The sequence below is a fragment of the Mesorhizobium robiniae genome (assembly GCF_040545535.1).
GTDB classification, from domain to species: Bacteria; Pseudomonadota; Alphaproteobacteria; order Rhizobiales; family Rhizobiaceae; genus Mesorhizobium; species Mesorhizobium robiniae.
Map to the genome: position 1 here is coordinate 164661 of NZ_JBEPMC010000009.1, position 12835 is coordinate 177495.

Here is a 12835-nt window from a genome sequence, read left to right on the forward strand (position 1 = left end):
GGATTAGCGCATCGGCCCGAAAATCGAAATCGATTTTCGGATGCCCAAAAGAAAAGGCCGCCTCGAGGGCGGCCTTCGATGCTGTCGCAGACGAAGAAATCGATCAGCGCGAATAGAATTCGACGACCAGGTTCGGTTCCATCTGCACGGCGAAGGGAACATCCGAAAGGCCGGGGATACGCCCAAAGGTCGCGGTCATCTTATTGTGATCGACCTCGATGTAGTCAGGCACGTCGCGCTCGGCCAAGCCTACCGATTCCAGAACGATCACCAGCTGCTTCGACTTTTCACGGACTTCGATGACGTCGCCCGGCTTGCAGCGGTACGAGCCGATGTTGACGCGCTTGCCGTTGACATTGATGTGGCCGTGATTGACGAACTGGCGGGCGGCAAAAATCGTCGGCACGAACTTGGCGCGGTAGACGACCGCGTCGAGACGCGATTCGAGCAGGCCGATCAGGTTCTCCGAGGTGTCGCCCTTGCGGCGGTCCGCCTCTTCATAGACCTTGCGGAACTGCTTTTCCGAAACGTCGCCGTAGTGACCCTTCAGCTTCTGCTTGGCACGCAGCTGCAGGCCGAAATCGGAAAGCTTGCCCTTGCGGCGCTGGCCGTGCTGGCCGGGACCGTATTCGCGCTTGTTGACCGGTGACTTCGGGCGACCCCAGATGTTTTCGCCGAGACGGCGGTCGATCTTGTATTTCGCGGATTCGCGCTTGCTCATCGCATTCCCTTTCAAAACAATACACCCGGAACCTCATGGTCCGGGTGAAGGAAACGCGCCCTCCTCTGGCCCCCGTTTTCGAGACCTGACAGGGTTTTCCCACGCAACGCGGCGGAAAACCCACGGGACACGTCATTTACAAGACCCCGGGAAAATAGAGAGCTTCCCAAACGTCTTGCGCACATAAAGAAACCACCGGGCGTTGCGGCCCGGTGTTGGTGGGCTGATTAAACGGAGATTTAACCGGTGTCAAGCTTGCGGCTGGCGTCGGTGATGGCAGGGGGATGCGGCCCAAGTGCCGCGGCTATCAAACCATGGAACGGGAACCGACCTCCCTGCCTGGTCCGGACGAGCGGCTAGTGTTTCGATTTCTTCTCCGGCAGGCCTTTGCGCTTGGTCTCGGCGAACTCCTCGAGCTGATTTTCGCTCATGGATTTATACATTCCCTTCGAAGCGCCTTTGAGCTCGCTCTTCTTGGTCTCGCCACGCTTGGCGGACAATGCCGCGCCGGCGGCTTTCTGCTGGGCCTTTGATGTGGCTGGCATGATCGTTTCTCCTGTTGCCAATAGGAGAAAACGTATCGGTCGGGATGATGTTCCTAAATATCAGGAAATCGCCAGCCCAAATCCCTGCATCAGGCGGCGAGTTGGAAAATCAACTCTCTTTGAGGTGAAGACAGCAAGATCGGCGCCTTCCGGCAGCGCCTCGCCGCGATTCTTGCCCTCGGTGTCAACGAGCAGCGAGAGCGCCCGTCGCGCGATCGCTTCGGCAGGATCGAGCCAATCGACCGGCCAAGGTGCCGTCTTGCGCATGCGGTTGGCCAGAAAGGGATAATGGGTGCAGGCAAGCACGACAATGTCGGTCCTGAGCTGGTCGTGTTCGACGAAGCACGGGGCAATCTCGGTGCGCACGGCCTCTTCGTCAACAAAGCCCTCACGCATATAGACCTCGGCCAGTCCCGCCAGGCTGTCGCTGCCAACCAGGCGGACATGGCATTTCTGGGCCCATTTGCTGATCAGGTCGCGCGTATACTGACGCTTGACGGTGCCGGGCGTCGCCAGCACCGAAACAAGCCCGGAGCGCGTGCGTTCAGCCGCTGGCTTGATCGCCGGCACCGTGCCGACGAAAGGATGGCCGGGAAATCTTTCGCGCAGCGCATCAATGACCAGCGTCGAGGCGGTGTTGCAGGCGATGACCGAAATGGCCGGCGAAAAACGGTCGAGCAGCTTGCCGAACAGCTCCAATATATGCGCCCTCAGTGCCGGTTCCTCCCAAGCGCCATAAGGGAAAGCCGCGTCGTCGGCGACATAGACGAAGCGACGGTCGGGCATCAGCACGCGCGCTTCGCGCAACACCGTCAGGCCGCCGAGGCCGGAATCGAACATCAGGATCGGGCGGGCGCTTGAGGGATCGGTCATTGTCATTGTTTAGGAGAAAGGACTTGGACTACGAGAAAAGAGTGGGATTGCGAGAAAGGGCCGGGACTCAGAGAGAAGGCTGGGACCACGGCAGGAAGATGGTCGCACATCCGATAGTCCATCATTCTGAAATGATGGACCCCACCAAATAACATTCGGTTACTCCAGGCTAAACCTAGTCGTTGTCTTTCGCCTTGGCGGCGCGTGCTGCGGCTGCCGGAAGCCGTCTCGGATCGTCGCCCGGCGATCCGTCGCCGCGCGGCATGGCCGGTGAGAATCTGTCCAGCGATGATATTATGCCGCGCAGCACCTTGAGCTCCGGCTCGGCGAAGCCGGCGCGCGTCAGCACCGCGCGCAGATTGTCGATCATCTTCGGCTTCTTCGGCGCCGGGCGGAAATAGCCGCGCGCTTCGAGCGCGCCTTCCAGATACGCGAACAGGCCGTGCAACTGTTCCTTGGTCGCCGGCATCATGTCAGGGCTGGAAAAATTGGTTTTCGTCTCATCTTCCAAACCCGACTTCATCCATTCATAGGACATCAGCAAGGCCGCCTGGGCGATGTTGAGCGAAGAGAAGGCGGGATCGACCGGGAAGGTGACGATCTCGTCGGCGAGGCCGACCTCGTCATTGTAGAGTCCGAACCGCTCGCGGCCGAACAGGATGCCGGTGCGCTGCCCGGCTTGCTGGCGCGCTCTCAGCGCCCTGCCCGCCTCGACCGGTCCGCGCACCGGCTTGAAATTATCGCGTGCGCGCGCCGTGGTGGCGAAGACGAAGTTCAGGTCGGCAACCGCCGAGGCCAGATCGTCAAAGACCGTAACGGCATCGATGACATGGTCGGCGCGGCTCGCGGCAGCGCGCGCCTTCTCGCTTGGCCAGCCGTCGCGCGGATTGACGAGGCGCAGTTCGGCAAGGCCAAAGTTCGCCATGGCGCGCGCGACCATGCCGATATTCTCGCCGAGCTGTGGCTCGACGAGGATGATCGCCGGGCCTGCGGCAGGAGGGATGTCGTTGCTGGCTTGCATGATGTCAATGAACTGCTGTTTGCGGCATTTCAGCGTCCCCTGCCATATCCGGCCGCGAAAATGAAGCTTTCACAAAGAGAGGCGGATGGCCGTAGTCGAGCCAGGCCATGCGGATCGCCGTTTGCGCGGCCAAAAATGCTTTGATATACGGGCCGCATCCCCGGCCGAAGCCATGCGGGCAAGGCCGTTCCGATCCCCAACAATGAGGCATTCTTTCCATGGCGAAGATCAAGGTGGCGAACCCAGTCGTCGAACTCGACGGCGACGAGATGACCCGCATCATCTGGCAGTTCATCAAGGACAAGCTGATCCACCCCTATCTCGACCTCAAGCTTGAATATTACGACCTCAGCGTTGAACACCGCGACGCCACCAACGACCAGGTGACCATCGATTCGGCCAACGCCATCAAGAAGCATGGCGTCGGCGTGAAATGCGCCACGATCACGCCCGACGAGCAGCGCGTCGAGGAATTCAAGCTGAAGAAGATGTGGAAGTCGCCGAACGGCACGATCCGCAACATTCTCGGCGGCACCATCTTTCGCGAGCCGATCATCATGAAGAACGTGCCGCGGCTGGTGCCCGGCTGGACCAAGCCGATCATCGTCGGCCGTCATGCCTTCGGCGACCAGTACCGCGCCACCGACTTCCGCTTTCCCGGCAAGGGCAAGCTGACGATCAAGTTCGTCGGCGAGGACGGCAAGGTGATCGAGCATGACGTGTTCGATGCGCCGGCCGCCGGCGTCGCCATGGCCATGTACAATCTCGACGAGTCGATCCGCGAATTCGCCCGCGCCTCGCTGAATTACGGCCTGCTGCGCAACTACCCGGTCTACCTCTCAACCAAGAACACCATCCTCAAGGCCTATGACGGCCGCTTCAAGGATATTTTCCAGGAAGTCTACGAGGCTGAGTTCGAAGCCGAATTCAAGGCGAAAAAGATCTGGTACGAGCACCGGCTGATCGACGACATGGTCGCCTCCAGCCTGAAATGGTCGGGCGGCTATGTCTGGGCCTGCAAGAACTACGATGGCGACGTGCAGTCGGACACGGTGGCGCAAGGTTTTGGGTCGCTCGGCCTGATGACCTCGGTGCTGATGACACCGGACGGCAAGACGGTCGAGGCGGAGGCCGCGCATGGCACCGTCACCCGTCACTATCGCCAGCATCAGAAGGGCGAGGAAACCTCGACCAATTCGATCGCCTCGATCTTCGCCTGGACGCGCGGCCTCGCCCACCGCGCCAAGCTCGACGACAACGCCGACCTGAAGCGCTTTGCCGAGACGCTGGAAAGGGTCTGCATCCAGACCGTCGAGGCCGGTTTCATGACCAAGGACCTGTCGCTGCTGATCGGCCCCGACCAGCCATGGCTGTCGACCACCGGTTTCCTCGACAAGATCGATGAGAATCTGCAGAAGGCGATGGCGTGACGGACAAAACCCGGCAACATCGAAGGCTCCGAAAGGAGCCTTCTTGTTAGGGCGAACAACGAGAGCGGAAGAAGGGTGATCGATGACCAAGCCGATCCTCTACGGGGCGGACTACAGCGTCTATATGCGCATCGTCCGCCTCGCGCTCGAGGAAAAGGGCATCGACTACGAGCTGGTGCCGGTTGATGTGTTTGCCGAGGACGGCATTCCCGGTTGGTATTTCGAGCATCATCCGTTTGGGCGCATCCCGGCTTTGGAGCATGACGGCTTTCGCCTGTTCGAAGCGAGCGCGATTGCGCGCTATGTCGACGAAGCGTTTGGTGGGCCGGCTTTGCAGCCGGTTGAGGTTCGGCCTCGCGCAACCATGAACCAGATCATCGGCATGCTCGACGCCTATGCCTATCGGGCGATGGTCTGGGATGTCGCTGTCGAGCGGCTGGAGAAGACGGCGCCTGACGAGGCTTTGATCGCCGCCGGACTTCGGCAGGCGAGAACTGTGCTTCGCGTGCTCACATCACTGAAAGCCGCCGGGCCGTGGCTGCTGGGCGAGCAATTGACGCTGGCCGATTTGCACGCGGCACCGATCATCGGCTACTTCGTCAAGGCCGCCGAAGGGCGCAAGCTGCTGGCCGAATTTTCCGATATTCTGGCCTGGTGGGACCGCATCGCTCAGCGTCCAAGCTTTTCCGGAACCGAAAAGGCAGGGTGAGGCGAATGGCAGCCGCTCATTCGGGAAGGTAGATTTCCGCCTTCATGAAGGTCTTCGCACGACCTTCGATCAGCACACGATCTCCAGCCAGGTCGCACAGCAAATGCCCGCCGCGCTGCGAGCATTGGAATGCCGACAGATGCGTCTTGCCGAGTTTTTCAGCCCAGTAAGGCACCAGCGTCGCATGAGTGGAGCCAGTCACCGGATCCTCGGGAATGCCCGCCCCGGGCACGAAATAACGCGAGACGAAATCGTGGGCTCGCCCAGGCGCGGTAATGACCAGGCCAAGAGGATGAAGGGTTCCGATCCTGAGCAGATCGGGAACGAATGACCGTACGGACGACTCGTCGGCAAGCTCGACAAACAGGTTTTCGAAATTGCGGAAGCTCGAAACCGGACGCAGGGGAAATATCTCTTGCAGCGCCAGCGTTAACTCCCCGCCGAGCGGCTGCGGCGGAAAACACGGCAGATCGAGCTGGTAGGCACCTTCCCGTTGGGAAACCCGCAACTCACCCACCCGCGTGGCAAAGGCCATATCGCCAGGCACATTGTGTTCCGCGGCCAATACATGGGCGGTCGCAAGAGTAGCATGGCCACAGAAGTCGACTTCATGAACCGGCGTGAACCAGCGCAAATCCCAACCCTTGCCATTCGGCCGCGCAAACGCGGTTTCAGCAAGATTGTTCTCGTTTGCGATGGCCTGCATCACATCGTCCGATAGCCAGTCTGCCAAAACGAGAACCGCAGCAGGGTTGCCTTGGAAAGCCCGTTCGGCAAAAGCGTCGACTTGATACATGGTCAACGTTGCCACATCATCCCCGCTGCGCTTCGGCCTCGCTTTACTGGTGCAGGTTCACGCAGCTTCCAGCGCCGCCTTAACCGCAGCAATCGCATCCTCGGCCTTCGAGGCATCCGGGCCACCGGCCTGGGCCATATCAGGCCGACCGCCGCCGCCCTGCCCGCCCAAGGCCGCGGATGCCACGCGCACCAGATCGACGGCGCTAAAGCGGCCGGTCAGGTCGTCGGTGACGCCGACCACGACGCTCGCCTTGTTGTCCTCAGCCGTGCCGACGAAGACGACGATGCCGGAGCCGAGCGACTTCTTGCCGGCATCGGCCAACGGTTTCAGATCCTTCGGCGAGACGCCGGAGACCGCCTTGCCGAGGAAACCGACACCGGCGATGGTTTCGTTTTCAGCCGGTACACCGGATGGCGAGCGGTCGCCCAGCGCCAGCTTCTTGCGCGCTTCGGTCAGTTCCTTCTCGAGCCTCTTGCGCTCATCGAGCAGCGCCTCGACGCGGGCCGGCACGTCGGCCGGCGAAATCTTCAACGTGGCAGCGACCGCCTTCAGCCGTTTGTCCTGCTCGTCCAGATGCTTTCTGGCCGCCTCCCCGGTCAACGCCTCGATACGGCGCACGCCGGCGGCGACAGCGCTGTCCGACACGACGCGCACCAGACCGATATCGCCGGTCGCCCTGACATGCGTGCCGCCGCAGAGCTCGACCGAATAGGGCCGGTTGGCCTTCGCGCCATGCAGGCCCGTACCCATCGAAACGACGCGCACTTCGTCGCCATACTTCTCGCCGAACAGCGCCATGGCGCCCTCGGCAATGGCATCGTCGACAGACATCAGCCGCGTCGACACCGGGCTGTTCTGGACGACGATCTCGTTCGCCATCCGCTCAACCTCCTCGAGTTCGTCAGGCGAGATCGGCTTGTTGTGCGAAATGTCGAAGCGCAGACGCTCGGGCGCGACCAGCGAGCCCTTCTGCGCGACATGGGTGCCCAGCACCTCGCGCAGCGCCTCATGGATCAGATGCGTCGCGGAATGGTTCGCGCGCAACCTGGAGCGGCGCGCATGGTCGACCTTCAGCTCGACGGTTGCGCCCGTGCTGACCGTGCCGCTGATCACCTTGCCGAGATGCACGAAAAGCCCGTCGGCCTTCTTCTGCGTATCGGAGATCTCGATCGAGAACCCTTCGCCTGAAATGGTGCCGGTATCACCCATCTGGCCACCGGACTCGCCATAGAACGGCGTCTGGTTGACGACCACGGCAACGGCGTCGCCCTTGGCCGCGCTGTCGACGGTCTTGCCGTCCCTGACCAGCGCCTGGATGAGGCCTTCCGCCTGCTCGGTCTCGTAGCCGAGGAACTCGGTGGCGCCGGCCGCCTCGCGCACGGGGAACCACACCGTTTCGGTCGCGGCCTCGCCGGAACCTGCCCAGCTCTTGCGCGCCTCGGCCTTCTGCTGCTCCATCGCATTGGTGAAGCCGGCAAGATCGACCGAGATGTTGCGCTGACGCAGCGCGTCCTGTGTCAGGTCGAGTGGAAAGCCATAGGTGTCGTAGAGTTTGAAGGCTGTCTCGCCATCCAGCATGTCGCCGGCGCCCAGCCTTTCCGTCGCCTCCGAAAGCAGGCCCAAGCCGCGCACCAGGGTCTTGCGGAAACGGGTTTCTTCAAGCTTCAGCGTCTCGGTGATCATCTGTTCGCCGCGCACCAGTTCCGGGTAGGCTTGGCCCATCTCGCGCACCAGCGCCGGTACCAGGCGCCACATCAGCGGATCGCGGGCACCGAGCAACTGTGCGTGGCGCATGGCGCGGCGCATGATGCGACGAAGCACATAGCCGCGGCCTTCATTGGACGGCAGCACGCCGTCGGCCACCAAAAAGCAGGATGAACGCAAATGGTCGGCGATAACGCGGAACGAGGCGACGGTGTCCGCATCCGGGCCGCGGCCGAGCGCGGATGATGCAGCGTCGATCAGGTGACGGAACAGGTCGGTCTCGAAGACGCTTTCCACCCCTTGCAGAATGGAGGCCATGCGCTCCAGGCCCATGCCGGTGTCGATCGACGGGCGCGGCAGATCGATGCGCTCGTCCTTCGTCACCTGTTCATACTGCATGAATACCAGGTTCCAGAATTCGAGGAAACGGTCGCCATCCTCCTCGGGGCTGCCGGGAGGCCCACCCCAGATGTGCTCGCCACGGTCGATGAAGATCTCCGAGCACGGCCCACAAGGTCCGGTGTCGCCCATTGCCCAGAAATTGTCCGAGGTCGGAATGCGGATGATGCGATCGTCGGAAAAGCCGGCGATCTTCTTCCAGAAGCCGGCGGCCTCGTCATCGGTGTGATAGACGGTGACCAGCAGCTTGTCCTGCTTCAGCCCGAACTCCTTGGTGATCAGGTTCCAGGCAAGCTCGATGGCGCGTTCCTTGAAATAGTCGCCGAATGAGAAATTGCCGAGCATCTCGAAGAAGGTCAGGTGGCGCGCGGTGTAGCCGACATTGTCGAGGTCGTTGTGCTTGCCGCCGGCGCGCACGCTCTTCTGGGCGGTTGTGGCACGCGAATAGGCCCGCTTTTCCAGGCCGGTGAAGACATTCTTGAACTGCACCATGCCGGCATTGGTGAACATCAGCGTCGGGTCGTTGCGCGGCACCAGCGGGCTCGACGCGACGACCTCATGACCCTCCTTGCGGAAATAGTCGAGGAATGTCGACCGGATCTCGTTCACGCCACTCATGAATAATACTGCCTTCTGGAGAGAACCGCCGGCCCGGCCGACGGTAAATGGACATGGCCTTTTAGCCGCCGCATTGCACCCTGTCCAGAAACACGGAATTGGGCCAACTTGCGGGCTTGCAGGTCATCGGCGCCACCGCTGAAACGCAAACCGCCGGCGCTAAGCCGGCGGTTTGAAACGCAACAATACAGAACTCGATTACATAAGCTGGAGGTGATGAACCGGGATTATGGCCAAACTCTGGCCACCACTGAGGCCTTACATCGCGCCGGCTTCATCCTCGAAACCATCGTCGCCGCCTTCGGAACCACCATTCTCGAGGAATTTCTCCGCGATCAGCCCGGCATTCTGCCTCAGCGCCAGCTCGATCTCGCGCGCCGTGTCGGGGTTGTCGCGCAGGAACAGTTTGGCGTTCTCACGACCCTGGCCGAGACGCTGCGAATTGTAGGAGAACCAGGCGCCCGACTTTTCGACCACGCCGGCCTTGACGCCGAGGTCGACCAGCTCGCCGGTCTTGGACACGCCCTCGCCATACATGATGTCGAACTCGACCACCTTGAAGGGCGGCGCCAGCTTGTTCTTGACCACCTTGACGCGGGTCTGGTTGCCGACGACCTCGTCGCGGTCCTTGACCGAGCCGATGCGGCGAATGTCGAGGCGCACCGAAGCATAGAATTTCAGCGCGTTGCCGCCGGTCGTGGTCTCAGGCGAACCGAACATGACGCCGATCTTCATGCGAATCTGGTTGATGAAGATGACCATGGTGTTGGAGCGCGAGATCGAGGCGGTCAGCTTGCGCAGCGCCTGGCTCATCAGCCGGGCCTGCAGGCCGGGCAGCGAATCGCCCATCTCGCCCTCGATTTCGGCGCGCGGCGTCAGCGCCGCGACCGAATCGACCACTAGCACGTCGATGGCACCGGAACGCACCAGCGTGTCGCAGATCTCCAGCGCCTGCTCGCCGGTGTCAGGCTGCGAGATCAGGAGGTTTTCCAGATCGACGCCGAGCTTGCGGGCATAGACCGGATCGAGCGCATGCTCAGCATCGACGAAGGCGCAGATGCCGCCCTTCTTCTGGGCTTCGGCCACCGTGTGCAGCGCCAGCGTCGTCTTGCCTGAGCTTTCCGGCCCATAGATCTCGACGATGCGGCCGCGTGGCAGACCGCCGACGCCAAGCGCGATGTCGAGACCGAGCGAGCCGGTCGGCACCGTTTCGATCTCGACGACCTGCTCGTTTGCGCCGAGCCGCATGATCGAGCCCTTGCCGAAAGCACGCTCGATTTGCGACAGCGCCGCATCCAGAGCCTTTGATTTGTCCACTGCCTTGTCCTCTACAAGCCGCAAAGAATTCTGAGCCATGATACATCACCCCTTGGTCGTCAATGAAGGCCGGACAATCCGTAATCCTTCTTAATTTGTACCTTATTTGTTCTCGTTTGGCAAGAGGCATCAAGTAGCTGAAAAACAAATGATATCCGTATTTGTTCTTTTTTTGTTTCGCTTTTTTCGGCTCGGAGGTATCCTGCACCCCTCGGCGGGATCGTGCTGCCATCTTCCGAATCGCGCCGTAGGTTGCCGGGTTGCGCCGGACAACCTAGTCTCCACTCGGGCAATCAGCAAAGGTCATCTCGCCGGCATGATGAAGTCGCCGACAATCCTGGCCGTAGGCGGCGCCTATATAGACCGGCGCGGCCAGGTTTCGGGCGACTTCGTGCCGGCCGCGTCAAATCCCGGCACGATGCGCGAGGCTGTCGGCGGCGCCGTCTTCAATGCCTTGCGCAGCGCCGTGCGGCGCGGCATCTCCGGCTCGCTGCTTTCGGTGCACGGCGGCGATGCTCTGGCCGACACGGTCTCGCGCGCCATCCATGCTGCCGGCATTACCGATCTGTCCGCGGTGTTCCTCGATCGCGCGACACCGAGCCACACGGCGCTGATCGACCGCGACGGCGCGCTGATCGTCGGCCTTGCCGACATGGCGCTCTACGATCTGGCATTTGCCAAGCAGATCCGCCGTGCCAAGATGCGCGAGGCGATCAGCACTGCCGATGCGGTCCTGTGCGACGCAAACCTGCCGTCGACGGCATTGGAGCGGCTGGTGGCGCTTGCCGCCGGCAAGCCGGTCTTCGCCCTTGCCGTCTCACCGGCCAAGGCGACGCGGCTCGCGCCGCTGCTCGGCAGCCTGGCGCTGGTCTTCATGAACCGGCGCGAGGCCATCGCGCTCGCCGATGTCGATATCGGCGCCGCGGCGCAAGATGTCGTCGACAGCCTGAGGCGCGCGGGCCTCAAAGGCGGCGTGGTGACGGCCGATGACGGTCCGGTGCTGGGTTTCGACGAAGCCGGCGCCTTCTCGATCCTGCCGCCAGGAAAGATCGCGGACGGCGCCGCCGATGCGCTGGCGGGCGCAACGGTGGCTGCCCTGCTCAACGGCCTGACGCTGCGCGCAGCACTGCGTGAAGGCGTTGCCGCGGCGATGCTTGCCGTCGAGGGTACGGGGCTTGCGCCGGCTTTCACGGCTGCGAGTTTTGCCGACGCGCTGACGCTTGTGCCCGAGGCGCGGGAAATTGCCAGCGGGGAGGCAACCTATTTGCCGGCCCGCAGCCCCGCCTCATAGGCCCGGCGTGCCCACACCGCTATCTCATCCGGATCGTCGAAGGCACTGTCGGGAATGCTCCAATACGGCATCGAGACCAGCTTGCCATGCCTCGAGCCGGTATAAGTCCATTGCCGACAGCCGGCCGCTTCGAATTCCGGCGCGCTTTCCGCGTCGGCCTTCAGCAACAGTTCGCCACGAAGGACGATCGCCACGATGACGCCGTCGAAATAAATGCCCTTGCCGCCGAACAGTTTTCGTATGCTGACCGGGCCAAGCCCTTCGAAAAGCTCGGCGATGCGTTCATTGTCCATGCGTCGATCATGTCACCCGGATTTCTCCTTGTCATCGCCGCAACCAGCACCATCCTGACAAGTTGAGACCAATTTCGTCGGAGTTTTGTCATGCCGCTTCTGCTCAAAGGGTCCTGCCGGTGCAATGCCGTCCGCTTCGAGGTGGAAAGCCACACGCCGGTGCCGTTCATGCTGTGCTACTGCTCGATCTGCCGCAAGCAGCAGGGCGGCGGCGGCTTTGCCATCAATCTCGGCGCCGATTTCGACACGCTGAAGATAACCGGCAAGCGCAATCTCGGCGTCTACCGGGCGGAAATCGAGGACGACGAGCATCCGCAATGCGAAATCTCGTCAGGCGAGCGCAATTTCTGCAGGAAATGCGGATCGGCGCTCTGGCTCTACGACCCGACCTGGCCGGAGCTGGTGCATCCCTTCGCCTCGGCGATTGACACGGACCTGCCAAAACCGCCCGAAAAGGTGCACCTCATGCTGAAATACAAGGCGAACTGGGTCGAACCCGAGGTCGGCAAGAAAGACAAGAGCTTCGATGTCTATCCCGAGGAGTCGATCGCCGACCGGCACAAGCGGACGGGAATGTGGGTGGATTAGCATTTCTTCGCCCCGGAGAAGATGCCGGCAGGCAGATGAACGGCGGCGTTAACTTGGAGAGGCTGGCGCTGCCCCTCATCCGGCCCTTCGGGCCACCTTCTCCCCGTAAACGGGGTGAAGGAAAGCTCAAGCCGAGGCGCGCGCCTCGGCCAAAGCCTTGAGGTCGGCCGGCTTCAATTCGACCGATTCGCCGCAGCCGCAGGCCGAGCTCTGGTTCGGGTTGCGGAAGGTGAAGCCGGTGCGCAGCGTCGTCTGCTCGAAATCCATCTCGGTGCCGAACAGGAAAAGCGCTGCCTCCGGCGCGACATAGACATGGGCGCCGTCGCGCTCGATATGGTCGTCCTTGGTGCTGGGTTCGGTCACCAGATCCACCGTATATTCCATGCCGGCGCAGCCGCCCTTCTTGATGCCAAGGCGAATGCCATGCGCATTCTCACGGGTCGCGACGATCTCGCGCACCCGGTCGGCAGCCTTTTCGGTCATCGTGATGACGGCGAAGCGTCCCATGTTTTCCTTCTCCATTCTGT

General features: G+C 62.0%; 13 protein-coding genes. 4 read left to right on the forward strand and 9 right to left on the reverse strand.

Annotated features, from left to right (window positions below):
• Positions 1-103 precede the first annotated feature (103 nt).
• The 4 genes from rpsD to ABID19_RS24030 form a co-directional block, all read right to left on the reverse strand.
• Complete coding sequence (gene rpsD, locus ABID19_RS24015) at positions 104-721, reverse strand: 30S ribosomal protein S4 (protein ID WP_029353615.1); 618 nt, start codon at positions 719-721, stop codon at positions 104-106.
• 356 nt (positions 722-1077) lie between these two features.
• On the reverse strand, positions 1078-1266 hold the full coding sequence (locus tag ABID19_RS24020) for a DUF3008 family protein (RefSeq protein WP_354493401.1): 189 nt from the start codon (positions 1264-1266) through the stop codon (positions 1078-1080).
• Positions 1267-1326: 60 nt separating this feature from the next.
• The gene (gene murI, locus ABID19_RS24025) at positions 1327-2139 is read right to left on the reverse strand and encodes a glutamate racemase (RefSeq protein ID WP_354493402.1); all 813 of its coding nucleotides are present in this window, start codon (positions 2137-2139) and stop codon (positions 1327-1329) included.
• A gap of 175 nt (positions 2140-2314) precedes the next feature.
• Entirely contained in the window at positions 2315-3160 is an 846-nt protein-coding gene (locus ABID19_RS24030) for an RNA methyltransferase (RefSeq protein WP_354493403.1), read from the reverse strand.
• Between the two features lie 218 nt (positions 3161-3378).
• Between ABID19_RS24030 and ABID19_RS24035 the strand changes: the two genes are divergently transcribed.
• The gene (locus ABID19_RS24035; protein ID WP_354493404.1) at positions 3379-4590 is read left to right on the forward strand and encodes an NADP-dependent isocitrate dehydrogenase; all 1212 of its coding nucleotides are present in this window, start codon (positions 3379-3381) and stop codon (positions 4588-4590) included.
• A gap of 82 nt (positions 4591-4672) precedes the next feature.
• Positions 4673-5299, forward strand: a complete 627-nt coding sequence (locus ABID19_RS24040; RefSeq protein WP_354493405.1) for a glutathione S-transferase family protein — start codon at positions 4673-4675, stop codon at positions 5297-5299.
• A gap of 16 nt (positions 5300-5315) precedes the next feature.
• Here ABID19_RS24040 and ABID19_RS24045 read toward each other — a convergent pair whose 3' ends face one another.
• From ABID19_RS24045 to recA, 3 genes are all read right to left on the reverse strand, one after another.
• A complete protein-coding gene (locus ABID19_RS24045) occupies positions 5316-6095 on the reverse strand; it encodes a PhzF family phenazine biosynthesis protein (protein ID WP_354493406.1) in 780 nt (259 codons plus the stop codon).
• Positions 6096-6152: 57 nt separating this feature from the next.
• Complete coding sequence (alaS, locus tag ABID19_RS24050; protein ID WP_354493407.1) at positions 6153-8819, reverse strand: alanine--tRNA ligase; 2667 nt, start codon at positions 8817-8819, stop codon at positions 6153-6155.
• A 258-nt stretch (positions 8820-9077) separates the two neighbouring features.
• Complete coding sequence (recA, locus tag ABID19_RS24055) at positions 9078-10175, reverse strand: recombinase RecA (RefSeq protein ID WP_008875470.1); 1098 nt, start codon at positions 10173-10175, stop codon at positions 9078-9080.
• Positions 10176-10452: 277 nt separating this feature from the next.
• On the opposite strand from recA, the gene ABID19_RS24060 reads away from it, so the two are divergent.
• Entirely contained in the window at positions 10453-11427 is a 975-nt protein-coding gene (locus ABID19_RS24060) for a carbohydrate kinase family protein (RefSeq protein ID WP_354493408.1), read from the forward strand.
• Here the strand turns inward: ABID19_RS24060 and ABID19_RS24065 are convergent.
• On the reverse strand, positions 11397-11720 hold the full coding sequence (locus ABID19_RS24065; RefSeq protein ID WP_354493409.1) for a TfoX/Sxy family protein: 324 nt from the start codon (positions 11718-11720) through the stop codon (positions 11397-11399). The two genes, ABID19_RS24060 and ABID19_RS24065, sit on opposite strands and share 31 nt — an antisense overlap.
• A gap of 90 nt (positions 11721-11810) precedes the next feature.
• Here ABID19_RS24065 and ABID19_RS24070 point away from each other — a divergent pair, with 90 nt between their 5' ends.
• Positions 11811-12308: a GFA family protein gene (locus ABID19_RS24070; RefSeq protein WP_354493410.1), complete on the forward strand. Its 498-nt coding sequence runs from the start codon at positions 11811-11813 to the stop codon at positions 12306-12308.
• Positions 12309-12434: 126 nt separating this feature from the next.
• Here the strand turns inward: ABID19_RS24070 and sufA are convergent, their stop codons facing one another.
• The gene (sufA, locus tag ABID19_RS24075) at positions 12435-12815 is read right to left on the reverse strand and encodes a Fe-S cluster assembly scaffold SufA (protein WP_292310455.1); all 381 of its coding nucleotides are present in this window, start codon (positions 12813-12815) and stop codon (positions 12435-12437) included.
• Between the last annotated feature and the right edge of the window lie 20 nt (positions 12816-12835).